General features: G+C 62.3%; 21 protein-coding genes. 11 read left to right on the forward strand and 10 right to left on the reverse strand.

Annotation, left to right across the window (positions count from 1 at the left end):
• Positions 1–59: 59 nt before the first annotated feature.
• Positions 60–698, reverse strand: coding sequence for a DUF5074 domain-containing protein (locus QCE49_RS23405; RefSeq protein WP_008348584.1), 639 nt, complete (start codon positions 696–698; stop codon positions 60–62).
• Between the two features lie 36 nt (positions 699–734).
• The gene (locus tag QCE49_RS23410; RefSeq protein WP_250457522.1) at positions 735–1955 is read right to left on the reverse strand and encodes a helix-turn-helix domain-containing protein; all 1221 of its coding nucleotides are present in this window, start codon (positions 1953–1955) and stop codon (positions 735–737) included.
• 90 nt (positions 1956–2045) lie between these two features.
• On the opposite strand from QCE49_RS23410, the gene QCE49_RS23415 reads away from it, so the two are divergent.
• Positions 2046–2357, forward strand: coding sequence for a hypothetical protein (locus tag QCE49_RS23415; RefSeq protein WP_250457523.1), 312 nt, complete (start codon positions 2046–2048; stop codon positions 2355–2357).
• On the opposite strand, the gene QCE49_RS23420 is transcribed toward QCE49_RS23415, so the two are convergent.
• Positions 2299–3297, reverse strand: coding sequence for an FUSC family protein (locus tag QCE49_RS23420; protein ID WP_175981236.1), 999 nt, complete (start codon positions 3295–3297; stop codon positions 2299–2301). The two genes, QCE49_RS23415 and QCE49_RS23420, sit on opposite strands and share 59 nt — an antisense overlap.
• Positions 3298–3584: 287 nt before the next feature.
• Here QCE49_RS23420 and QCE49_RS23425 point away from each other — a divergent pair, with 287 nt between their 5' ends.
• The 4 genes from QCE49_RS23425 (at position 3585) to QCE49_RS23440 (ending at position 8248) form a co-directional block, all read left to right on the forward strand.
• Positions 3585–5141, forward strand: coding sequence for a methyl-accepting chemotaxis protein (locus QCE49_RS23425; protein ID WP_033536236.1), 1557 nt, complete (start codon positions 3585–3587; stop codon positions 5139–5141).
• Between the two features lie 232 nt (positions 5142–5373).
• On the forward strand, positions 5374–6669 hold the full coding sequence (locus QCE49_RS23430) for an MFS transporter (RefSeq protein WP_250457524.1): 1296 nt from the start codon (positions 5374–5376) through the stop codon (positions 6667–6669).
• Positions 6670–7022: 353 nt separating this feature from the next.
• Entirely contained in the window at positions 7023–7601 is a 579-nt protein-coding gene (locus QCE49_RS23435) for a PAAR domain-containing protein (RefSeq protein ID WP_250457525.1), read from the forward strand.
• A complete protein-coding gene (locus QCE49_RS23440) occupies positions 7601–8248 on the forward strand; it encodes a M35 family metallo-endopeptidase (protein WP_008348594.1) in 648 nt (215 codons plus the stop codon). Before QCE49_RS23435 ends, QCE49_RS23440 begins: the two co-directional genes overlap by 1 nt.
• A 677-nt stretch (positions 8249–8925) precedes the next feature.
• Here QCE49_RS23440 and QCE49_RS23445 read toward each other — a convergent pair.
• On the reverse strand, positions 8926–9849 hold the full coding sequence (locus QCE49_RS23445; protein WP_008348596.1) for a LysR family transcriptional regulator: 924 nt from the start codon (positions 9847–9849) through the stop codon (positions 8926–8928).
• Positions 9850–10002: 153 nt separating this feature from the next.
• Here QCE49_RS23445 and QCE49_RS23450 point away from each other — a divergent pair, with 153 nt between their 5' ends.
• The 5 genes from QCE49_RS23450 to QCE49_RS23470 are packed head-to-tail and all read left to right on the forward strand — an operon-like array spanning position 10003 to position 15455.
• A complete protein-coding gene (locus tag QCE49_RS23450) occupies positions 10003–11178 on the forward strand; it encodes an L-rhamnonate dehydratase (RefSeq protein WP_250441107.1) in 1176 nt (391 codons plus the stop codon).
• Positions 11179–11224: 46 nt separating this feature from the next.
• Positions 11225–12523 carry an MFS transporter gene (locus tag QCE49_RS23455; RefSeq protein WP_175981250.1) on the forward strand — a complete coding sequence of 433 codons (1299 nt, stop codon included), beginning with the start codon at positions 11225–11227 and terminating at the stop codon, positions 12521–12523.
• 24 nt (positions 12524–12547) lie between these two features.
• The gene (locus QCE49_RS23460; RefSeq protein WP_250457526.1) at positions 12548–13549 is read left to right on the forward strand and encodes a 4-hydroxythreonine-4-phosphate dehydrogenase PdxA; all 1002 of its coding nucleotides are present in this window, start codon (positions 12548–12550) and stop codon (positions 13547–13549) included.
• 4 nt (positions 13550–13553) lie between these two features.
• Entirely contained in the window at positions 13554–14510 is a 957-nt protein-coding gene (locus QCE49_RS23465) for an amidohydrolase (RefSeq protein WP_008348604.1), read from the forward strand.
• Positions 14511–14534: 24 nt separating this feature from the next.
• A complete protein-coding gene (locus tag QCE49_RS23470) occupies positions 14535–15455 on the forward strand; it encodes a dihydrodipicolinate synthase family protein (RefSeq protein ID WP_250457527.1) in 921 nt (306 codons plus the stop codon).
• Here the strand turns inward: QCE49_RS23470 and QCE49_RS23475 are convergent, their stop codons facing one another.
• Positions 15456–16367: a LysR family transcriptional regulator gene (locus QCE49_RS23475; RefSeq protein WP_250457623.1), complete on the reverse strand. Its 912-nt coding sequence runs from the start codon at positions 16365–16367 to the stop codon at positions 15456–15458.
• Positions 16368–16461: 94 nt separating this feature from the next.
• On the opposite strand from QCE49_RS23475, the gene QCE49_RS23480 reads away from it, so the two are divergent.
• The gene (locus tag QCE49_RS23480; RefSeq protein ID WP_250457528.1) at positions 16462–17562 is read left to right on the forward strand and encodes an NADH:flavin oxidoreductase/NADH oxidase; all 1101 of its coding nucleotides are present in this window, start codon (positions 16462–16464) and stop codon (positions 17560–17562) included.
• A 42-nt stretch (positions 17563–17604) separates the two neighbouring features.
• On the opposite strand, the gene QCE49_RS23485 is transcribed toward QCE49_RS23480, so the two are convergent.
• The 5 genes from QCE49_RS23485 to QCE49_RS23505 all read right to left on the reverse strand — a co-directional run bounded on the left by QCE49_RS23485 (position 17605) and on the right by QCE49_RS23505 (position 22748).
• Positions 17605–18291, reverse strand: a complete 687-nt coding sequence (locus QCE49_RS23485) for a substrate-binding domain-containing protein (RefSeq protein ID WP_250457529.1) — start codon at positions 18289–18291, stop codon at positions 17605–17607.
• A 5-nt stretch (positions 18292–18296) separates the two neighbouring features.
• Entirely contained in the window at positions 18297–18980 is a 684-nt protein-coding gene (gene ligK / locus QCE49_RS23490; RefSeq protein WP_175982593.1) for a 4-carboxy-4-hydroxy-2-oxoadipate aldolase/oxaloacetate decarboxylase, read from the reverse strand.
• A gap of 1 nt (position 18981) precedes the next feature.
• On the reverse strand, positions 18982–20007 hold the full coding sequence (locus QCE49_RS23495; protein ID WP_250436845.1) for an amidohydrolase family protein: 1026 nt from the start codon (positions 20005–20007) through the stop codon (positions 18982–18984).
• A 15-nt stretch (positions 20008–20022) separates the two neighbouring features.
• The gene (locus tag QCE49_RS23500; RefSeq protein ID WP_034472432.1) at positions 20023–21372 is read right to left on the reverse strand and encodes an aromatic acid/H+ symport family MFS transporter; all 1350 of its coding nucleotides are present in this window, start codon (positions 21370–21372) and stop codon (positions 20023–20025) included.
• 74 nt (positions 21373–21446) lie between these two features.
• Entirely contained in the window at positions 21447–22748 is a 1302-nt protein-coding gene (locus QCE49_RS23505; protein WP_008348615.1) for a gallate dioxygenase, read from the reverse strand.
• Between the last annotated feature and the right edge of the window lie 123 nt (positions 22749–22871).

Here is a 22871-nt window from a genome sequence, read left to right on the forward strand (position 1 = left end):
GCGAATTCGACAGCATAAAGGCTATTCGTTCAGACCTGAAGCGCTACCCGCCATGCCTCTTATCCGCGCTTCGGTTTGCGCACCGCGCGCACCTTGCCCGTGCGCCCGCCGCCGCAGAAAAAGCGGTCGCGTCCATCCGATTCGAGTCCCGACACGCCCACGCCTTCGGGCATGTCGAGCCGCTCGATGACTTCGCCCGATTGCGCATCGATGTGCCGCAACTCGCTTTCGTCGCCTTCCCACGTCGCGTGCCACAGTTCGCCGTCGATCCACGTCACGCCGGTCACGAAGCGATTCGACTCGATCGTGCGCAGGATCGCGCCATCGTCCGGATCGATCTGATGAATCTTGCGTTCGTTGTACTGCCCGACCCAGAGCGTGCCCTCGGCCCACGCGAGCCCCGAGTCCGCGCCGCCGCCCGGCGCGGGAATCGTCGACACGACGCGACCGGTTCGCGGATCGATCTTCTGGATGCGGTCCTCGGCGATCTGAAACAGATGCTCGCCGTCGAACGCGGTGCCCGCATGCGCCGCGACCTTGAGCGTTCGCGCCTTCTCGCCGCTTTCGGGATCGAAGGCGTTGAGCGTATCGCCGGCGGCGAACCACACATGCTCGCCGTCATACGTGACGCCATGCACGCCGTCGATATCCGGAAAAGGCCCATATTCGCGGATGATTTCCGCCTTCGCGCGTTTCATCGCCGTCCTCCTGATGATTGATTCGATGGCTTCATGCTAATCACTCGCGAGATCGACGGGGAGTAACAAGGCCGTCGCGAATCCGGGCATCGGCGGCGTGGTCCAGCGGCGCGCACGGCCGCGACCGAATGATTGCACCTTGCCGCTCGCGGCGAGCGCATCGAGCGATCGCTGCACCGTGCGCTGACTCGCGCCAAGCGCAATGGCGAGCGCGGAGCTGGACCACGATTCGCCATCGGCGAGAAACGCGAGCAGCGGCGCATGTTCGTCTTCGACGGGCAACGCGAGCACCGCAACGTCGCGCGCGTGACGCGGCTTCAGCACGAAGCCGCGCGGCGTCGCATCGATGTTCGCGTGTGCGCGCAGCATCGTGCGCAGCCGGCCCATCTCGACGCGCAAGCGCGCGCGATGCGTTTCGTCCGCTTCACGAATGCGAAACGCGCGCAGGATCAGCGCGTCGCGAGGCACATCGCCGGGCCACGCTTGCGCGAGCATGCGCGCGAGCGTGAAGAGCACGGGGCGCGTCGCGAGCGACATCGACGTGCCGTTTTCGCGCACGCAAAGACGGCACGCATCGACGACGAAGGCATTCGATGCGAACAGCGCTTCGACTTCATCGAGCCGGAGCAGCCGCTCTTCGCCCTGCGCGATGAGACGCGCGGCGGGCGCGTTGAGGATGCGCCACGCGCTGTCGACTTCGGCGGCGAGCGCGGGAATCGCAGCCTCACGCGCGGCAAGCGTCGCGCGTTCGAGCGCCGCGCGCGCCGCGTGGGTCTGCAGACGGCGCATCGCGATGCCCGCGTCGATGAGTTCATGCGCGGCCCGCGATGCAGCGGGCAGCGTCGCATGATCCAGTTCGACGAGCATGCGTTGCGCATCGTCGATCCGTCCGATGAGAAGCGCGCGCCGCACTTCGAGATAGCGCGCGTGCGCGGCGTTGACGTGATCGCCGTGCGCTTCGAGAATCGCGCGCGCCTGATCGAGCGCCTTCGCGGGCCACGCGAGATCGCGCGATGCGAGCGCGATTTCCGCTTCCGCAACGATGCAGCGCGAACGCGCCAGCGCCTCTTTCGCGCCGAACGCGCGCGCCGCGCTTTTGACGAGCGCGCGCGCCCGAACGAAGTCGCCGAGCTGCGCCATTGCGATGCCGCGCAACGCGAGCGCATTCGCATCCTCGCGCAACGCGATGCGATTCAGCGCGCCGAGCGGATCACCTGCCGCGAGCGCGCGCGCCGCCGCCGTGATCAGCGAATCCATGCGAATCCCGACACACTTGTCACTCCTTTGCCGTGCACGCCCGCGACTAATCTAACACCGTACTCGACGTGCCTTGGCAGGAAGGACATCATGAACATAGAACGAGAGAGCAGCCGCTTCGTCGCGATCATCGCGCTCGTCGTCGTGGCGAGCGTGATCGCGATTCATGCGATGCACATGCCGATGTCACCGATGAGCGAGTGGCCGATGCCCGGCGGCTGGATGTCATCGCCCGCCTTCACGCCGATGTGCGGCCGCGCATGGTTGCGCGCGATGGCGGCGTTCATCGGCATGTGGCTCGCGATCGTGAAGGCGACGCGCTTCGTCTTCGATCCGCGGACATTCAACGCGACATGCGACGCGCCAGCACATGCGCGCCCAGCACGCACACGATGCCGATGACTCCGCCCGCGAGCACATGCGTGAGCCGCTCGAACGCATCGGCGGCGGACTGATTCGCCAGCATGATTGCAAGCGCAACGAACATGCAGCGAAAGAAGTATCCGACGATATAGCGCTGAAATGCGACGAGCGTGAGGAACGCGGCGAGCGTCGCGAGCGTGACGGCCATGCCCGAATGCGGCACGACGAAGCGCCCGAGCACGATGCCGATCGGCACGCCCGCGATCACGCCCCACGCGCGGTTCCGCAGCTTCGTGCGCGCCGTATCGACCGAACCGGTGACGATGCTCGCCGCGCCCCAGATCACCCAGTTCGCGTGATCCATGTGCGCGTACACGACCATCATCGCGGCAATGCCGACGCTTGCGAGCATCGCCGCGAGGTCTTCGCCGAAGGGCGCGCGTTCGCCGAAATCATCGAGATTGGACCAGCGTGACGCGGGCTTGCCACGCGAGCGCATATGCGCCGACAACATCGCTGGCACGAGCGCGGCAAGGAGATAAGGCAACCAGGCGGGCGCGGCGTGCAACAACGCATCGACGGTGCGTCCGCCGTGCAGTTCGTTCGCGAGAATGAGCACAGGAATGAAAGTCCAGTTGCCGACCGTGCGAAGTTTCGACCCGCGCGATGCCAGCAGAATCACGCACGCCGCGAGCGTCATGCACGCAACGACGAAGAACGCCGGCACGAGTTCGGCAAGCAGCAGCAGATACGTCCCGGCGATGACCGCGAGTCCGTGCGCGACGACGCCAGGCGGTCTCAACGCGAGCTGGTCTTGCGCGATGGTCGTGGCGATCGCGAGCAGCGACGCCTTCATCCATAGCGCGTTGCCGGTGGCGAGCGCAAGCGCGACGAAAGGCAGCAGCGCGATCGTCGCGTGCGCGAGCGGCCAGAGCTTGATCTCGCTGGCGATACGAAGATGCGGTGCATCGGCGGACATGCGCTGTGGCCTCTTCGTGAGTTCGCATGAAGTTTAGTCGTCGATCCGGGCCGATGTGAACAATCGCTCGCAATGCGCCGTCGATTCCCGGTTCGCTCCGGCAAAACCCTTGAAACAAGGCTTCTTCGCATGACCGTGCTAAAACATCATTTAAACGTTTTCTAAAGGACTTTGCGCTGCGGTCGTTATACAGATCAGCCGATGCACTCATCGGCGGCGCGGCAGACGAAGCATCGCCGTCACCGCTCGCGCACGCGCCCTTGCGATGCAGCCACCTTGAGAGAGCTATGTTTTCCACAATCAAAGGCCGACTGGCCTTGGCCATGATGCTTCTGAGCGCACTTCTGATCGCGGTCGGCATGGTCGGACTGATCGGCATGACTCAGTCCAACACAGTCACGCACGACCTCTTCACGAATGAAATGCCGAGCGCGGTATCGGTCGGCAATGCGGAAATGTTCGTGGCGCGCGAGCGTCTCTCCTTCGATCGGGCGGCGCTGAACGTGGGCACGCCCGCGGCGGAAGAAGCGATCGGACGCGGCGCGTTGATGCGCAAGTCTTCCGACGAAGCCTGGACGAAGTACTCCGGATTGCCGCAGGGCCCGGAAGAGAAAGTGCTCGCCGAGAAGTTCGGCGCGCAGCGTCTCGCAGTGCAGAAGCTGCTCGACGAAGGCTATGCCGATATACGCGCGCAGGATCAGGCGAAGATCGTCGCCGATGCGAACGCGATGCAGGTCTCGTTCAACGAGCTGGCGAAGACGGGCATCTCGCTGCGCAAGCTGCAATTCGATCAGGCGAAAGCCGCCTATGACAACGGCCAGCAAGTCTTCGGCATGTTCCGCATGGCGTCGATCATCGCGATCCTCGTGGGCATCGCCGCTTCGTTCTATTCGTGGGTGTCGCTGCGCCGTCGCATTTCGCGTCCGCTCGATGTGGCGCTTGCGCAGTTCGATGCGATCGCGAGCGGCGATTTGCGCAGCAACGTGAAAGTGACGTCGAACGACGAAATGGGCCAGTTGTTGCGCGGTCTCGCGACGATGCAATCGAGCCTCATCGATACGGTGCGCACTGTGCGCGGCGGCAGTGAGTCGATTGCGTCCGCAACCAAGCAGATCGCGGCGGGCAATGTGGATCTTTCGTCGCGCACCGAAGAACAGGCGTCGGCGCTTCAGGAAACCGCGTCGAGCATGGATCAGCTGACCGGCACGGTCAAGCAGAACGCCGACAACGCGCGCCAGGCGAGCGTGCTTGCTGCGAATGCGTCGGAGATCGCGGGCAAGGGCAGCCATGTCGTGTCGCAGGTTGTGACGACGATGGGCGAGATCAACCATAGCTCGTCGAAGATCGCGGACATCATCACGATCATCGAAGGCATTGCGTTCCAGACGAACATTCTCGCGTTGAACGCAGCCGTCGAAGCGGCGCGCGCCGGTGAAGAAGGCCGCGGCTTCGCGGTCGTCGCTGGGGAAGTGCGCTCGCTCGCACAGCGTTCGTCGGCGGCGGCGAAAGAGATCAAGGAGCTGATCGACAACTCCGTCGAGCGCGTGCAATCGGGCGCCGCGCTCGTCGATGAAGCCGGCCGCACGATGACGGAGATCAGCACGGCGGTGCAGCGTGTGACCGACATCATGGGCGAGATCGCGGCGGCGTCGGAAGAGCAAAGCAGCGGCATCGAGCAAGTGGCGCGCGCCGTCACGCAGATGGATGAAGTGACGCAACAGAACGCGGCGCTCGTCGAGGAAGCGGCGGCGGCTGCGCAATCGCTGGAAGATCAGGCGGGCGCATTGCGCACGGCGGTGGAGACCTTCCGACTTCACGATGAAGGCATGCGCGCGACGGTCTGACGCCCTTTCGCGTCTCGATGATGCACGGCTCGCGATCCTTCGGGACGCGAGCCGTTTGTCTTTTGCCGAGCCATAACCGCCGGTAATCACCTCATGAGGCGAATTCAATAGACGGCTATCGCTGTTTTCGCGAGACTGCGGAGCGTCGGATCGACATGCGGTCCGTCCTCGATAAAAGAGCGCGCGCAACGAATCAGCCAGCGCGCAACAAGCCTCGGAGGAGACATAGAAGATGCTGCATCGACCCAGAGTCACCCGCTCCGTGCTCGCGCTGATGTGCGCGATGTCGTTCATCATGTACCTCGATCGCGTGAACCTGTCCGCTGCGGCGGGCCTCATACGCGACGACCTTCATCTCACCAATACCGACGTCGGCCTCGTGTTCGGCGCGTTCGCCTATACGTATGCGATCTGCCAGGTGATCGGCGGATGGTTCAGCGATCGATTCGGCGCGAAGACGACGCTCGTGCTGTGCGCGTCGATCTGGATCGTCGCGACGATCGCGACGGGTTTCGCGGGCGGCGTCGTGTCGCTGTTCTGCGCGCGCATGTTGCTCGGCGTCGGCGAAGGCGCGGCGCTGCCGGCGCAGGCGCGCGCGCTCGTCAACTGGTATCCGGCGAGCAAGCGCGGCTTCGTGCAGGGGCTCACGCATTCGTTCTCGCGTCTTGGCAACGCGCTTACGCCGCCGTTGATCGCGTTGCTGGTCGCGTTCGCTTCGTGGCGTGCGTCCTTCGTGCTCGTCGGCGCGCTGACGGCCGTGTGGGTGATCGTGTATGCGTGGTACTTCGCGGACAATCCGCGCAAGCATCGGCATATGACGGCGGAGGAAGAAGCGGAGTTGCCGCCGGAGAACAAGGTCGCCGTCGACAAGACGCGCGAACCGACGCCGTGGGGACGCCTGCTCAAGCGCATCTCGCCGACGATGCTCGTCTACTTCTGCTATGGCTGGACCGGCTGGCTCTTCTTCACGTGGCTGCCGACGTTCTTCATGCATGGACGCGGGCTCGATCTGAAGAGTTCGGCGTTGTTTTCGGCGGGCGTGTTCTTGTCGGGCGTCGTCGGGAATACGGCGGGCGGCGTGATCTCCGATCGCATTCTCAAGCGCACGGGCAGCGTGGTTTCGGCGCGGCGCAACATGATCATCGTCGCGTTTCTCGGGGCGCTCGTGTTTCTCGCTCCGGTGATGTTCGTGAAGTCGCTGCCGGTCATGGCTGCTTCGATGAGCCTGTCGTTCTTCTTTCTCGAGATGACGATTGGGCCGATCTGGGCCGTGCCGATGGACATCACGCCGAAACATGTCGGGATTGCCAGCGGGCTGGTGAATGCGGGGTCCGCTATCGCGGGGATTTTCTCGCCGATCGTGTTCGGGTTTGTCGTCGATCGGACCGGGAGTTGGACTTTGCCGTTCGCTGGATCGTTGGGGTTGCTCGCGGTTGGCATCGTGATGACGTTTTTTATGCGGCCGGATATTGCGTTGGATAGCGCTGGTGCGGCGGCTTCTGGGAGGGAGTTGGGGTTTGCGGAGTAGCGGGTTTTTGCGGTCATTCGGCTGTTCGGATTTCTTTCGCCGGATCCCGGTTTCGTCCCCGGTCGTCGCTAAACACAGCGGCCGGGGTGACGTCAAGCATCGCCACCACGTCCGTCGAAGGATGCTATTCCGATGTTGCAATCTCGGACGGCGCTCACCTATCGACTGCAAATTCGCCATTGCGCAGTCACGTTGCATTCAAGCATACGCCCGGGTAGATCATCTCTTCGGACACGGCTTGTCCATCGTTTTCGAAAGTATCGTAGCTCGTCAACATAAAGTTACGCCAATCTATTCCGTCGGATACCTAAATCCGCTACGTTCGTTATCTCCGACAAAACAGATTGACGAACATGCAAGAACGCGACGTACTCGATGGCCGGGGCACGGGCAGTGAGCTTTCCATTGCTGGATCCGCCATGCGTAAAGCCGCAATACGAGAGGGCGATCCAACGACAACAGGTGGCTATGTCATCGCTGGTACATCAACAATTCGCGACGGCAAGAGAAAGGTTGCTCTCAGCGACGACCAAGCGACATGCGGGAACTGCGAAGGCACTTACAAAATACATGGGACCGGACAGGGCATAAAGGAGAAGGGCCGTCATGCGGTGGTTGATAACGATATCGTGCTCTGTCCATGCAAACAGAATCGAGTCGTAATCGGGAAGAGACCGGGCATTTTCCTCAAGAGCGGCGCGGGTAGTGGCAACACGCACGGCGCGAGCATGCCAACCATCGCTTCCGTTTTCGACGAACAATACGTCTTTCGCGACAGAACGAACGGTCGCCCCCTCGCTAACGTGTTCTATCGCCTGGTCAGCAGCAACGGCGTGACCGTGGAAGGTGTGACAGACCAAGCAGGACGGACGCAACGCATCAAAACCAGCTTAACCGAAAAAGTCGTGGTCGAGATTGAAGAAGCAGAATAATGGCAAAAGAGATATTTGAAGTTCATTCCTCGATGACTAACGCGGTCAAAGGCTCGTCCGTGGATGTGTATGTCAATACGCAGCGCATCTGCCCGAACATGACCAATGCGCAATTTAGGGAATTGGTCTTCTCTTGCAGAGACGAAGCGGTTCAGATGACTGATGCCCGTCTGAACGACCTTCGCCGATGGAATCAGGCGGACGAAGCGCGTGTCGACATATGGTTCGGGAGATGTGACGAAACGACTCGACAAACTCTGATCAGGGGCCTTTCTGCCATCTCGCGCGTTCTTAAGACTTTGAAGGCCGAAAACTTTGTGCGATGGGACCCCGATCACGCTACACATATTTCGTGCTCACCAAACTTGAGTAACGCCCTTGGCGCAGTGGCGGAAGTATGTGCCCCAGATACGGAGACGCACACCATCGCGATACGCGAGGCCTTCTGCGAAATGCGATCGGTGTCATATGCAAAGGACTCGATGGTTTCCACACTGATCCATGAGGCTAGTCACTTCAACGACACTATGGCGACCAAAGATTGGAGATACTTCATGAGAGAGTGCCTTCCGCTCGGCAAGACCAACCCAGAACAAGCCATCGAGAATGCAGACAGCATTGCCGGTTATGTCATCTACAGTATGTAAAGCAGTATCGAGTCTGCTTCTCGCCGCGTCGACAGGTGTGCTCGCCTGCGTTCCAAGCGAGAACTTCGACATCTACTTCAATCAGGACAGCGCAGAGGTCCCGACCGCGGAAGTGCTTCGGCTCGCAGGGTGGGTAGCAAAACAGCAGTTGGCGTATGCCCAACACCTCACGAAGGAGATAACGCAAATTAGCGGACATGCAGAAACGACTGAGCGCGATCCGCAAAGGCTCGCCGAGGCGCGTTTAGTTGCGGGAAAGCGGTTGCTCACACAACTTGGCTTCGTTAGAGGAGAAGTCGAAACGGATACTCATATCTATGAACATTCTCGCCTGACCAACGGCAAGCGGGTCGAAGTCTCATTCCTTCCCGAGTGCCCCAACGTGTGTTGTCCGACAAGTTCGGGTCTTCCAAGGAATTAGGCAATGTCGCGGTCCGCTGTGGCGCGTCTGCCGGCGCACGAGTACGCGCCGCCCGCTCACTTCTCGATGTTTGTCTTCTCGTCATGTGCAGCATTGTGTGCCGGCAATTGGATGTGAGCTTAGCAAGGACGCAGTAAATGCCGCCAACCCCGACGCACTGTCCCATAGGGCTCGCCGGCCGGCTCCCGCACAGGGGCAACGCCAATAGACCACTAAGAAAACGAGATCCGGCGAGAGCAAAAATAAAACCAAACCCTCAAGCCTTCCGAATAGCCTCAATCACCAACTGCGTGGCAGGACTAATCCGCCTGTTCTTCCTGAGAATCAACCCATAAGGAGCGAGACGCCCCCGCAACGGGGTGGGCAAAGAAGCGATGGTATCGAGCGCAGCATAATAATCCGCGACCGAGCTAGGCAACACAGCCAGCATGTCCGAATCCCGCAACAGCGACAACGTGGTCAGAATCGAAGAAGTCTCCACGGTACTCACCGGCGGCGCCACACGCGACTCACGAAACGTCTGGTCGATGATCTGCCGCATCGGACTCGGATGCGGCTGCACGATCCACGGATACTTCGCGAGATCGGCGAGCTTCGGCTTGCCCGCAATACCGACCGAAGGATGATCCGGCCGCGCAACGATCGCGAGCGCCTCTTCCGACAAGGTCTCGAACGTCAGATCCAGCGCTGAGAAGCCATAAGGAATGCGCCCGACGACAATATCCAACTGATCCTGCTGCAAGGCCTGCACGAGCACATCGCTCGTATCGATCTGCACGCTGATCTGCAAGCGCGGATGCGCTTCCTTCAACTCCACGATCACCTTCGTCAGCAAGTCAGGCGCAGGCGCCATCACCGCGCCGATCCGCACCTTGCCGATATCGCCCGCCTCGATCGCCGCGAGCTCATCGCGCAATTCATCGAGGTCCTCGAACACGACGCGCGCATAGCGCATCACCGCTTCGCCGTAGATCGTCGGCTCCATGCCTCGCGCATGACGCACGAACAGCGACGCGCCGATCGTGTCTTCCAGTTCCTTCAACGCCTTCGTCGCGGCAGGCTGCGTCATCGCGAGTTCGTCGGCGGCGCTTCTGAGCGATTCGGTTTCCGAAAGCGCCATCATCAATTGCAGATGACGTAAGCGCAGACGTTTGCGGATGGTCGAAGCGGGCGCGATCATGCGAGTGATAACTCCAGGAAATAGCCTGATTCAAATTATTCAATGGTCAGTTATCGCGGAGTTTCGCACACTAGCGCTACCCGAAACAGCCGCGCAAACCCTCGCATCATGCAGTGCGCGCGGCATCAATCGAACCACACGGAGACACCGAAGATGAAGATCAAGCATGTCCGCGCGCGCGTTTTCGAATGGAAAGGCAAGGTCGTTCCGCCGCAATCGCACTTCTGTACGAACGCCGTCGATATCCTCTACGAGCGCGGCGATGCAATGGGCTCGTTCCGCTTTCACGGCTGGCTCGTCGTCGAGGTCGAATGCGACGACGGCACCATCGGCATCGGCAATTGCGCGCTCGCGCCGCGCGTCGCGAAGCAGATCGTCGATGAATATCTCGCGCCTATCGCCATCGGCGAAGATCCGTTCGATCACGAATACATCTGGCAGAAGATGTATCGGCGCACGCTCGCCTGGGGCCGCAAGGGCATCGGCATGGCGGCGATCTCGGCGATGGATATCGCGCTGTGGGACATCATGGGCAAGGCCGTGAAGAAGCCCGTCTTCAAGCTGCTCGGCGGCCGAACGAAAGAGAAGATCTGGTGTTATGCATCGAAGCTCTATAACAACGACGATCGCGACGCGTTTCTCGCCGAAGCGCAAGGTTATCTCGATCAAGGTTTCACCGCGATGAAAATGCGCTTCGGCTATGGCCCCAAAGACGGTCCGAAAGGCATGGCGAAGAATCTCGAACAAGTGCGCCTGTTGCGCGAGCTTGCCGGCGATGACGTCGACATCATGCTCGAATGCTATATGGGCTGGACGCTGGAGTACGCGCGCCGCATGTTGCCGCGCCTTGCCGAATTCAATCCGCGCTGGCTCGAAGAACCGGTGATCGGCGACGACGTCGAAGGCTATCAGGAACTCAAGAAGATGAACATCGTGCCGATCTCCGGCGGCGAGCACGAGTTCACGAGTTATGGCTTCAAGGATCTGCTCGAACGCCGGGCCGTCGATGTCATTCAATACGACACGAATCGCGTCGGCGGCATCACGGCGGCGCGCAAGATCAACGCCATGGCCGAAGCGTGGTCCGTGCCGGTCATTCCGCACGCGGGCCAGATGCACAACTATCACCTGACGATGTCGAGCACCGCGAGCCCGATGTCCGAGTTCTTCCCGGTGTTCGATGTCGAAGTCGGCAACGAGCTTTTCTATTACATCTTCGACGGCGAACCGCAGCCGGAGAACGGCTATCTGCAACTCTCCGATGAAACGCCGGGCCTCGGCATCACGCTGTCCGACAAGCATCTGAGCGACTTCAACATCATCGAATGACGATGCGACCTCGGGACCATGCAGCCCGAGGCGACAGGAGACGAACATGGAAAGCAGAATCGAAGCGCACACGGCGCACGACGCCGCCTCGTCCACACACGCGACGAGCGTGCGCTGGCGCATCTTCGGCGTGGTGTTCCTCATCACGCTGATCAATCTCGTCGACCGCATCTCGCTTTCCATCGCGATGCCCACCATCGCCAAGGAGTTCGCGCTCTCGCCCGCGATGCAAGGGCTCGTGCTGTCGAGCTTCTTCTGGTCATACGCGCTGTTGCAGATTCCGGGCGGCTGGCTCATCGACAAACTCGGCCCGCGCAAAGTAGTTGCAGGTGCAACTGTCTTGTGGGGTCTCTTCCAGACGCTGATGGGCGCAGCCACCGGCGGCATGTCGATGTTGCTATTGCGCGTGGGTCTCGGCGGCGCGGAGGCACCGCTCTTTCCCGCCGGCAGCAAGCTCAACGCGCTGTGGCTGTCGCGCAAGGAACGCGCGCGCGGCGCGGTGCTGATGGATGCCGGATCGCCGCTCGGCGCCGCGATCGGCGGTCTCGCGATCTCGAACCTGATCCTCATGTTCGGCTCGTGGCGCACCGCGTTCGTCGTCGCGGGGCTTGCGACCATCGCATGCGGATGGCTCGCATGGCGCTATCTGCGCGACGATCCCGCGAAACATCCCGGCGTCAATGGCGCGGAACTGGCGCATATCCACGACGGCGCGCCGCCCGCATCGAAGGCGATGCACGCAAGCCAGGACGATGCGCCGCTGCCGCTGCGCTCGACCATCGCGATGTGCGTCGGCCGCATGAGCTGGGCGATGATCTTCTTCGGCTTGCTCACGTGGGGCCCGAGCTATCTGACGCAGGCGCGCGGTCTGAGCCTTTCGCAGATCGGCGCGGCGACCTTCTTCATCTTCCTCGCGGGCGCGCTCGGTTCGCTTTCCGGTGGCTTCCTGTGCGATGCCTTGTGCGGGATGAATCTGTCGCGCGGTAAAGTCGTGAAGACGATGATCGCAGTCTCGGGCATCGCAACGCTCGCCGTATTCGCCGCGCTCCCGACGATCACTTCGCCCGTCGTCGCGGTCGCCGTGCTGTGCGGCGCATCGTTCCTGCTGATGTGGGGCAGTCTCTACTGGAGCCTGCCTTCGCTGCTCGCAAGCCCGGGACGCGTGGGCCTGCTCGGTGCATGCATGAACTGCGCGGGCAGCGTCGGCGGCATTTCGATTCCGCTCATCACCGGCTTCATTCTTCAGCGCACCGGCTCTTTCGATGCGGTGCTGCACTTTTACGGCGCGTGCGCGCTGGTGTATATCTTCGGTTCGATCGCAATCGATCTGCGCCGCACGCGCTAATAACCGACAACGGACCATACAGACATGAAACCTCGCATCGCAGTGCTTCTCGGCGATCCCGCCGGCATCGGTCCCGAACTGATCGCGCGTCTCATCGCGAAGCCCGAGAATCGCGCGCGCGCCGATCTGCTCATCATCGGCGACAAGCGTGAACTCGATCAAGGCATGGAGATCGCGCAGCAACGCTTCGAGTATGGAGTCATCGACAACGAAGCGGCCGCCGCGCGCGATACCGGCGTGCCCTCGCTCATCGATTTCCGCCTGCCCGACGATGCGCCTTACGAGCGCGCCGTATCGACGGAACGCGGCGGCCGTTATAGCCTCGAAGCCTTCAAACAAGCGCTTGCGATGACGCGCGCAAACCGCACGCAAGCGATGCTGTTCGCGCCCGTCAACAAGACTTCGCTGCACATGGCCGGCATGGAAACGAACGACGAGATGGAATGGTTCGCGCGTCAGCTCGACTATAGCGGCGCGTTCTGCGAGTTCAACGTGCTCGACGAATTGTGGACCTCGCGCGTGACCTCGCATATCGCGCTGAAGGACGTGAGCGCGAAGCTCACGCCCGAGCGCATCGTCGGCGCGGTGCAACTGATTCACGATGGTCTGAAGCGCGCGGGCGTGGACAAGCCGCGCATCGCGGTGTGCGGCTTCAATCCGCATAACGGCGACAACGGCGCGTTCGGCCGCGAGGAAATCGACGTGATCGCGCCGGCCGTCGCAGAAGCGCGTGCGCGAGGCTATGACGCGCAAGGCCCCTTCCCCGCCGACACCATCTTCGTGCGCGCGCGCGATCAGAAGGTCTTCGATGGCGTGGTCACGATGTATCACGATCAAGGCCAGATCGCGATGAAACTCATGGGCTTCTGGCGCGGTGTCACGGTGCACGGCGGCCTGCCCGTTCCGATCACGACGCCCGCGCACGGCACCGCGTTCGATATCCACGGCCAGGGCCGCGCCGATGCCGGCGCCACGCAAAAGGCCTTCGACATCGCCGTGCGCATGGCGCAAGACCGCGTGAGCTGACGCCATGATGCAAGAACGCATCGAAGCATTGCGCGAACGCTTTCTGCAAAGCGGCGACGACGCCGATCTGCCCATCGTCGACGCGCATCATCACTTCTGGGACGTGTCGCGCAACTATCATCCGTGGCTGCGCGATCTGCCGCGCATCGCGTTTCGTTACGGCGATTACGCGTCGATCTGCAAGAACTTTCTGCCCGACGACTACTTCGCGCAGGCGGGCAATCATCGCATCGTGAAGACGGTGATGATGGAAGGCGAATGGGATCCGCGCGACGTGCTCGGCGAAGCGCGCTGGGCGACGGCGCTGCACGAACGCACCGGCTTGCCGAACGCGATGGCCGCGCAGATCTGGCTCGATCGCGACGATGTCGCCGATGTCATCGACGCCTATCGCGAGATGCCGCTCGTGCGCAGCGTGCGTCATAAACCGAAGACCGTGCCCCGCGCGGAACATCGCGCGGATTTCGCCGCGCCCGGCTCGATGCGTTGCGAACGCTGGCGGCGCGGTTATGCGTTGCTCGCGCAAAGTGGCCTGATGTTCGAACTGCAGGCGCCGTGGTGGCACTTCGAGGAAGCCGCAGAACTCGCGCGCGACTTTCCGCAGATGAAAATCATCGTGAACCATGCCGGCCTGCCCGCCGATCGTAGCGAGGAAGCGCTAACGGCTTGGCGCGCCGCGCTCGATGCGCTCGCGCGATCGCCGAACGTATGGCTCAAGATATCGGGGATCGGCGAACCTGGCGTAAGCTGGCGTGTCGAGCGCAACGGACGCATCGTGCGCAATGCGATCGAAAGCTTCGGCGTCGCGCGATGCCTCTTCGCGAGTAACTTTCCGGTCGATAGCCTCGTCGTCACGCTCGATGATCTTTTTACCGGCTTCAAGACGATCGTCGCAGCGCGCTCGCGCGAAGAACGTCTCGCGCTATTCTTCGACAACGCGTGCGCGCTGTACCGGATCTAGACCAACCAAAGGAGACTTACTTCAATGGCTGCACCTGTTTATCGCGGCGTCTTTCCCGTCGCTCCGACCATCTTCGACGATCAGGGCCGCCTCGATCTCGAGGGCCAGAAGCGCGCGATCGATTTCATGATCGATGCCGGCTCGCACGGCGTATGCATACTCGCGAACTTTTCCGAGCAGTTCGCGCTATCCGATGCGGAACGCGACACCGTTCAGCGCACCGTGCTCGAACATGTGGCGGGCCGCGTGCCGGTGATCGTCACGACGACGCATTTCAGCTCGCGCATCTGTGCGGAGCGCAGCCGCGCCGCGCAGGACGCGGGCGCCGCAATGGTCATGATCATGCCGCCTTATCACGGCGCGACGATTCGCGTGGGCGAGCGCGGCATCCACGAGTTCTATCGCGAAGTATCGAACGCGATCGACATTCCGATCATGATTCAGGACGCGCCTGTCGCTGGCACGCCGCTCTCCGCGTCGTTTCTCGCGACGCTCGCGCGCGACGTCGAGCATGTGTCGTACTTCAAGATCGAAACGGCGCAGGCTGCATCGAAGCTGCGCGAGCTGATCGAACTCGGCGGCGATGCGATCGTCGGTCCGTGGGACGGCGAAGAGGCAATCACGCTGATGCCCGACTTCGACGCGGGCGCGACCGGCGCGATGACGGGCGGCGGCTACCCCGACGGCATCCGCAAGATCGTCGATGCCTACTTCGCGGGCGATTCCGACAAAGCCGCCGAGCTGTATCAGCAATGGCTTCCGCTCATCAACTACGAGAACCGTCAGTGCGGTCTCGCGGCGTGCAAGACGCTGATGAAGGAAGGCGGCGTGATTCGCTCGGATGCAGTGCGTCACCCGCTCGCGCCGATGCATCCTGCCGTGCGCGAAGGCTTGCTGAAAGTCGCGCGCAAGCTCGATCCGCTCGTGCTGCGCTGGGGACATTGACTAGCGCCGACGCTTCTTCTTCGAATCGGCCTTGATTGTGGGAACGCCCACACGTTCCCGCAAATACTCCACGGTCCGCGCGCAACGCGCGGGCAGCGGCCATTCCGCGCGGCGGATGAGCCACAGCGTATCGATCACCGGCGCGCCGCATTCGACCACGCCGATCGCTTCCGGCTGGCCGAACGCGATGCGCGCATAACGCGGTATCACCGTGAAGCCGAGTCCGCGCGCGACGAACTCCAGTATGAGGCTGATCTGATTGCTGAAGCCTTGCCGGCGCAAGCTCGCGACGCCTGGATTGCCCGGGAAGCGGCGGCTCAGCAGACGGCTCGCGGTCATGTGCGCTTCCGGATAGTCGATGAAGCCGAGCCGTTCGAGATCGCTCCATTCGTGTACGTCTTCGTTCGCGGGCACGACGAGTTCGAGCGGCTCCTCAATGAACTTGCTCGCCGCGAGACGCGGATCGTCGGGCTTCAACGCGACGATGCCGAGGTCGTAGCGGCTCTCCAGCACGGCTTCGAGCACTTCCGAATCGGGCGCGAAGCGATGACGCATCTTCCATTCCGGACGCTGCTGCTGCAAATCGAGCAACAGCGGAAACAGCACGAGCCCGATGCTGCCCGGCGTGATGAGGCCGATTTCGCCAGCTTCGTCTTCGCTATCCGACAGCCGGGACGCGAGACGCTTGCCCGCCAGTTCCATCTCGTTGCAATAGTCGATCAACGCCCTGCCCGCCGGCGTGAGTTCGATGCCGCGCGGACGGCGAACCACGAGCAGGCCCAGTTCGTCTTCCAGATGACGAAGATGCTGGCTCACGGCGGCCTGCGTCAGATCGAGCCGCTCGGCGGCGCGCGTGAAGTTGCCGAGGTCGACGAGCGCGAGAAAGGTGCGCAGCCATTGCGGATTGAGCATCACGAAATTTTATCGAACCGATAATCTGCGGATAGTTTTCATTATGACACTGAACGGTTAATCTGAACGCCTTCATTGATACAGAGAACCACAGATGTCAGCACTCTTCACTCCTTTCAAACTGAAGGACGTCACGCTGCGCAACCGCATCGCCATTCCGCCAATGTGCCAGTACAGCGCCATCGACGGCTTCGTCAACGACTGGCACCTGAGCCATTACGCGAGCCTTGCGCGCGGCGGCGCGGGCCTCGTGATCGTCGAGGCGACGGGTGTATCGCCGGAAGGCCGCATCACGCCGGGATGCACGGGTCTTTGGGACGACGCGCACATTGAAGGCATGAAGAACATCGCGGCGGCGATCAAGGCGGCGGGCGCGGTGCCCGGCATCCAGATCGCGCATGCGGGCCGCAAGGCGAGCGCGAATCGTCCGTGGGAAGGCGACGATCACATCCCGTCCGACGATGCACGCGGCTGGGACACGCTCGCGCCATCGGCGGTCGCATTCGGCGGCGGGCTGCCGAAAGTGCCCAAGGCGATGACGCTCGACGACATCGCGCGCGTGAAGGCCGACTTCGCGGCGGCCGCACGTCGCGCACGCGAAGCGGGTTTCGAATGGCTGGAACTGCACTTCGCGCACGGCTATCTCGCCCAAAGCTTCTTCTCCGTCGATGCCAACCAGCGCGACGATCAATACGGCGGCGATCTCGCGGGACGCAGCCGCTTCATCGTCGAGACCTTCGACGCGGTGCGCGAAGTGTGGCCCGAGAACCTGCCGCTGACGGCGCGTTTCGGCGTCATCGAATACGACGGCCGCGATGAAGCCACGCTGAACGAATCCATCGAACTGACGAAGACGCTGCGTCGCAAAGGACTTGATCTGATGAGCGTGAGCGTCGGCTTCTCGACGCCCGAGGCGCGCATTCCATGGGGACCGGCGTTCCTCGGCCCGATCGCGGAACGTGTGCGCCGAGAAGCGGAGATACCGGTTGCGTCGGCGTGGGGCTTCGATTCGCCGCCGAACGCGGAACACGCGGTCGAATCCGGTCAACTCGATCTCGTGATGATCGGCCGCGCGCATCTGTCGAATCCGCATTGGCCGTATCAGGCAGCCAAGCAGTTGAAGGTCGAGAAGCCGTCGTGGGCATTGCCCGCGCCTTATGCGCATTGGCTCGAACGTTACGCCGTCGCTGAATGACGTCGTGAAATGAAAAAGGCGCGCAATGGTTGCGCGCTTTTTTTAGTAGACCGGCTCCATGCCGTGTTTGATTTTGGTCGCGTCGGTATCGCTCGAACCGAGAAACGCCAGGAACGCGCGAGCATCTTTCGATGCGCTTGCGTTCGCACCGATCGCGCCTTCGAATACCGTCAGCGTTTGAATCGCCGGCGGCAACATACCGAGCACGTCGATGCCTTCGACGCCGATCATCTCGCTCAACTGCTGGAAGCCGAGTTCGACTTCGCCACGCGCCATGAGCGCGCCGACAGCGACACCCGGCGGCGCCTGCACGATGCGCGATGCGATGCGTTGAGCGATGCCCCAACGCTCGAACAGACGCGTCAGATAGACACCGCTCGGCCCCGTCGAATAACCGATGGTGCGCGCCGCGAGCACGGCTTCGCGCACGGCGGCTTCATCGTCGATGGCAGGACGCCGCGCGCCCGCTTTCACCGCGATCGCAACGCCCGAACGCGCGATCCGCACGCGACTCGCTGCGTCGACGTGTCCTGATGCCGCGAGCCGATCGATCGCATCCGAAGCGAGCACGACAATATCGAACGCTTCGCCCGCTTCGATACGCCTGACCGCCGCGACGCCGCCCACCGATACGATCGCAACGCGCTGGCCCGACTGCGCTTCATACGCGCAAGCGAGATCGTTCAGCACTTGGCGCGTGGCCATCGAAGAGATACCGGTGATGCTCATGCGCGTCAGTCGATATAGCGCAGGCCCGCTTTTTCCAGCGGTTCGCGCATCTTGTACATGTCGAGACCGAGCACGCCGCTTGCGAGCTTCGCGCGTTTTTCTTCCTCGAGCGCCTCGCGCGCAGTGGCTTTATCGAGCACCTGTTGCGCCGATGCGGACGGCACGACCACGACGCCATCGTCATCCGCGACGATCACATCGCCCGGCGTGACCCATGCGCCCGCGCACACGACCGGAATGTTCACCGAGCCGAGCGTCGCCTTCACCGTGCCCTTCGAGGAAATCGCGCGGCTCCATACGGGGAAGTTCATCTCCGTCAGCACGCGCACATCGCGCACGCCGCCGTCGATGATGAGCGCACGCGCGCCGCGCGCCTTGAAGCTCGTCGCGAGCAGATCGCCGAAGAAGCCGTCGGTATTGTCCGTCGTGCATGCGGCCACGACGATATCGCCAGGCTGAATCTGCTCGGCCGCGACGTGCATCATCCAGTTGTCGCCCGGTTGCAGCAACACGGTCACGGCCGTGCCGCTCACTTGCGCGCCCGCATAGATCGGCCGCATGTAGGTCTTCATCAGGCCGACACGGCCCATCGCTTCGTGCACGGTCGCCGAGCCGAGTGCGCCGAGCCTGGCGGCCGCATCCGCATTCGCGCGATTGATGTTGCGATACACCACACCCAGTTCGTACATATCAACGTCCCTTTGCTTTGAGCGCCGCATCGAGGCGCGGATACACGCGGCGCGCGTTGCCTTCGTAAATCTTGTAGCGCGCTTCCGGCTCGATCTGCGCGGCTTCGACGTAGCGCTTCGTATCGTCGAAATAGTGTCCCGTTTCAGGATCGATGCCGCGCACCGCGCCGATCATTTCGCTTGCAAACAAAATGTTGTCGACGGGAATCACGCGCGTCAGAAGATCGATGCCCGGCTGATGATAGACGCAGGTATCGAAGAACACGTTGTTGAGCAAATGATCCTTCAACAAAGGCTTTTTCAGCTCCTGCGCGAGTCCGCGGAAACGCCCCCAGTGATACGGCACCGCGCCGCCGCCATGCGGAATCACGAACTTGAGCGTCGGAAAATCGCGGAACAGATCGGACGTGAGGCACTGCATGAACGCGGTCGTATCGGCGTTCAGGTAATGCGCGCCCGTCGTGTGAAAGCACGCGTTGCAGCTCGTGCTCACATGAATCATCGCAGGGATGTCGTACTCGACCATCTTCTCGTAGATCGGATACCACGAGCGATCCGAAAGCGGCGGGCTCGTCCAGTGCCCGCCCGACGGATCCGGATTCAGGTTGATCGCGACATTGCCGTATTGCTCGACGCACTTCACGAGCTCGGGAATGCACGTCGATACGTCGACGCCCGGGCTTTGCGGCAACATCGCCGCCGGAATAAAGCTATCGGGAAAGAGTTCGCTCACGCGATAGCACAGCTCGTTGCAGATCGCGGCCCACGTGCTCGACACTTCGAAGTCGCCGATGTGATGCGCCATGAAACTCGCGCGCGGACTGAACACGGTGAGATCGAGGCCGCGTTCGCGCATCAGGCGCAATTGATTGCTTTCGATCGATTCGCGCAGTTCGTCGTCGCTGATATGCAACTCCGAAGCAGCCGGCATCTCCGATGGATTACTGATGCCGGCGATCTGCCGGTTGCGCCACGCTTCGAGCGCTTTTGGCGCGGTCGTGTAGTGGCCGTGAATGTCGATGATCATCCCTTACTCCAGGTACTAGTGTGCTGCAGTCGTTTGTGCGTGTGCTTCGTCGGCACGCGTGCGTTGTGCGACGAGAATCGATATTGCCGCGAGCGTCGCGGGCACGGCGAGCATCGCGAGGATCGCGCCGAACTCCCAGCCGAGGCCGAGCAACGCGCCGCCGAATGCGGAACCGAAGATGCTGCCGAAGCGGCCCATGCCGAGCATCCAGCTCACGCCGGTTGCACGCGCGACGGTCGGATAACGTCCCGGCGCGAAGGCGTTGAGACCGGTTTGCGCGCCGCTCATGCAAAAGCCCGCTGCGAACACGAGCACCGCGAGCGACGACGACAGCGCGCCGATCCACGCCAGTCCGAGCACGCACACCGCGCCGCCGAGATACGCCGCGCTGATGACGGGCGCCGGACGCGCCTTGTCCATGATCCATCCGACGATGATCGCGCCGATCGTGCCGCCGATCTGGAACATCGCCGTGACGTTCGCCGCTGCGGAAACGGTGAGGCCCGCGTCCTTCATGAGCGTCGGCAGCCAGCCGGTCAGCAGGTAGATCACGAGCAGGCCCATGAAATACGTGACCCACAGCGCTGCCGTCATCAAACCGTAGCCGTGCGAGAACAACACGCCGATGGGCTTCTTCGTCGGCAGCGGAGGCTCGTTCGATACGAACGTTTCGCTACCATCGAAACGCGCGCCGCACACGCGGCCGAGCACCTTGCCGATGCGTTGCGAGGTCGCGCCGCGCACCGCGAGCAGACGCGCGGATTCAGGCAGCAGCCAGATTTGCAGCGGGATCAGCAAGAGCGGCAGCGCGCCGCCGAAGATCAGCACCGAGCGCCAGCCGTGCACCGGAATCAGCCAGCCCGCGACGAAGCCGATCAGCGCGGAGCCGAGATTGAAGCCGGTGAACATGATCGTGATGAGCAGCGCGCGCTTGCGTTGCGGCGCGTATTCGGAGAGCAGCGTCGTCGTGTTGGGCATCGCCGCGCCGAGACCGATGCCGGTCAGTACGCGCAAAAGCGCCATGCTGGAAGGCGAATTCGTGAACGCGGTCGCGATCGTGAAGACGCCGAAGAGGAATACCGAGGTGATCAGAACCCACTTGCGCCCGATGCGATCCGATGCCGGTCCCGCCGCCAGTGCGCCGATCACGAGACCGATGGGCGCCGCGCTCATCACGAGGCCGAACGCGGGCCGCGAGATATGCCAGTCCGCGATGATCGATGGCGCGACGAAGCCCATGATCGCCACGTCCATGCCGTCGGCCGTCACGATGAGAAAGCACAGCGCCACCAGCAGCCACTGGTAGGCGGAAATCGGGCGTTCGTCGATGAAGCCCTTGATGTCGATGGTTTTACCGCTAGTCATGTTTGTCTCCTGTCCCCTGTTGGCCGGAGTCGGTGCTTCTGCGCTTACTCCGGTCCCATGCAACGCGTTCGTGTTTAGCTTCTGGCCTTTTCCGCTTTGTCCCAGTCGAGCTTCTCCGAGCCTTTGCCCGCGACCGAATACAACGCGCCCGGTGCGTTGCGCGTCTTTTGAAACGCTTCGAGCGTTTCGCCGCGCATCGCGGCGTAGATATGCAGATTCGATATGCCCGTCACCGCGCCGAGCTTTTCGAGCATGAAGAAGATCACGCCGTAATGAAGCAGGCCGCGCCAATCGCGCCGGCGAATGAGATCGCGTTCCTGCTCGGAAAGGCCCGCTGCTTCGAAGCTCGCTTCTTCATCGGCCTTGAATGCCTCGCGATGCGCGGGCTCGACCATGCGATGCAGATAATCGTTGATGCGATACGCGCGCACTGCCGTTTCAATCGAGAACGGATACGTGCCTTCGAGCTTCTCGACATCGGTGAGCTGAACGGCCATCTTCTGACGATGACGCTCGACGATCGCGGGCTTGGTCTCGCTGTCCTCGCCTTCGTAGATCGCGGTGGCGATGCCTGCCATCGACGGAAGGTAATAGCTGCGATGCTTGCACACGACGTTCGACGAAAGCGCACCGCGCATCGTCAGCCACATGATGACTTCGGCGCCTTCGTAGCCGCCGAGCGCCGCATATTCCGCGATGGTCATGTTCGCGAGCTGCTCGGGATCGCGCTCGAAGAGATCGAGGAAGCGCGCGTCCCATTCGGTGTTGTTGAAGCCCGAGCGCTCGCCGTGAACCTGATGCGAAAGACCGCCCGTCGCGAGAATCGCGACCTTGATGTCTTCCGGATAACTTTCGATCGCGCGGCGCAGCGCCTGCCCGAGCTTGTAGAAGCGGCGCGCGCTCGGCACGGGCAATTGCAGCACGCCCATCTGCAGCGGCACGAGCTTGACCGGCCATTCGGGCTTGTGCGGACACAGCATCGAAAGCGGCGAGAAGCAGCCGTGATCGAGCGCCTTGTTCTGGAAGAACGACATGTCGAATTCATCGGTCATCAGCGAAGTGCCGATGTGCGCGGCGAGTGCGGGATGACCTTTGATCGGCGGCAGATCGCGCGCGCCGCCGCCTTCGTCCGCGACGCGCCATTCGGGACCGACGCCCAGCGCGAAGGCCGAATAGTGATCGAAAAAGAACGACGTGACGTGGTCGTTGTAGATCGTGACGATGACGTCGGGCTGCTTTTCCGCGAGCCAGTTCGCGAGCGGCGCGAAGTTCTCGAAGATCGGCGCCCAGACGGGATCGTCGCGCTTGTTCTTGTCGAACGCGAAACCGATGGTCGGCGTGTGCGAGGCGGCGATGCCTCCGATGATCCGTGCCATGTGCGCTACTCCTTCAGAATGCGTGGCCGAGCGGGCTTGCTTTAGGGAAACTGAAGCCGAAGGGTAGCGAGGAAGGAGGCAGGCCGGGTACTACGCGTAAACCAGAACTTTGCCTTTACGCAT

This window comes from Caballeronia sp. LZ008, from assembly GCF_031451435.1.
GTDB classification, from domain to species: domain Bacteria; phylum Pseudomonadota; class Gammaproteobacteria; order Burkholderiales; family Burkholderiaceae; genus Caballeronia; species Caballeronia zhejiangensis.

Bases quoted from the DNA above. Each gene is read 5' to 3' on its own strand.
- QCE49_RS23405 (WP_008348584.1), bottom strand. From the start codon at position 698: ATGAAACGCGCGAAGGCGGAAATCATCCGCGAATATGGGCCTTTTCCG.
- QCE49_RS23410 (WP_250457522.1), bottom strand. From the start codon at position 1,955: ATGGATTCGCTGATCACGGCGGCGGCGCGCGCGCTCGCGGCAGGTGAT.
- QCE49_RS23415 (WP_250457523.1), top strand. From the start codon at position 2,046: ATGAACATAGAACGAGAGAGCAGCCGCTTCGTCGCGATCATCGCGCTC.
- QCE49_RS23420 (WP_175981236.1), bottom strand. From the start codon at position 3,297: ATGTCCGCCGATGCACCGCATCTTCGTATCGCCAGCGAGATCAAGCTC.
- QCE49_RS23425 (WP_033536236.1), top strand. From the start codon at position 3,585: ATGTTTTCCACAATCAAAGGCCGACTGGCCTTGGCCATGATGCTTCTG.
- QCE49_RS23430 (WP_250457524.1), top strand. From the start codon at position 5,374: ATGCTGCATCGACCCAGAGTCACCCGCTCCGTGCTCGCGCTGATGTGC.
- QCE49_RS23435 (WP_250457525.1), top strand. From the start codon at position 7,023: ATGCAAGAACGCGACGTACTCGATGGCCGGGGCACGGGCAGTGAGCTT.
- QCE49_RS23440 (WP_008348594.1), top strand. From the start codon at position 7,601: ATGGCAAAAGAGATATTTGAAGTTCATTCCTCGATGACTAACGCGGTC.
- QCE49_RS23445 (WP_008348596.1), bottom strand. From the start codon at position 9,849: ATGATCGCGCCCGCTTCGACCATCCGCAAACGTCTGCGCTTACGTCAT.
- QCE49_RS23450 (WP_250441107.1), top strand. From the start codon at position 10,003: ATGAAGATCAAGCATGTCCGCGCGCGCGTTTTCGAATGGAAAGGCAAG.
- QCE49_RS23455 (WP_175981250.1), top strand. From the start codon at position 11,225: ATGGAAAGCAGAATCGAAGCGCACACGGCGCACGACGCCGCCTCGTCC.
- QCE49_RS23460 (WP_250457526.1), top strand. From the start codon at position 12,548: ATGAAACCTCGCATCGCAGTGCTTCTCGGCGATCCCGCCGGCATCGGT.
- QCE49_RS23465 (WP_008348604.1), top strand. From the start codon at position 13,554: ATGATGCAAGAACGCATCGAAGCATTGCGCGAACGCTTTCTGCAAAGC.
- QCE49_RS23470 (WP_250457527.1), top strand. From the start codon at position 14,535: ATGGCTGCACCTGTTTATCGCGGCGTCTTTCCCGTCGCTCCGACCATC.
- QCE49_RS23475 (WP_250457623.1), bottom strand. From the start codon at position 16,367: ATGCTCAATCCGCAATGGCTGCGCACCTTTCTCGCGCTCGTCGACCTC.
- QCE49_RS23480 (WP_250457528.1), top strand. From the start codon at position 16,462: ATGTCAGCACTCTTCACTCCTTTCAAACTGAAGGACGTCACGCTGCGC.
- QCE49_RS23485 (WP_250457529.1), bottom strand. From the start codon at position 18,291: ATGAGCATCACCGGTATCTCTTCGATGGCCACGCGCCAAGTGCTGAAC.
- ligK (WP_175982593.1), bottom strand. From the start codon at position 18,980: ATGTACGAACTGGGTGTGGTGTATCGCAACATCAATCGCGCGAATGCG.
- QCE49_RS23495 (WP_250436845.1), bottom strand. From the start codon at position 20,007: ATGATCATCGACATTCACGGCCACTACACGACCGCGCCAAAAGCGCTC.
- QCE49_RS23500 (WP_034472432.1), bottom strand. From the start codon at position 21,372: ATGACTAGCGGTAAAACCATCGACATCAAGGGCTTCATCGACGAACGC.
- QCE49_RS23505 (WP_008348615.1), bottom strand. From the start codon at position 22,748: ATGGCACGGATCATCGGAGGCATCGCCGCCTCGCACACGCCGACCATC.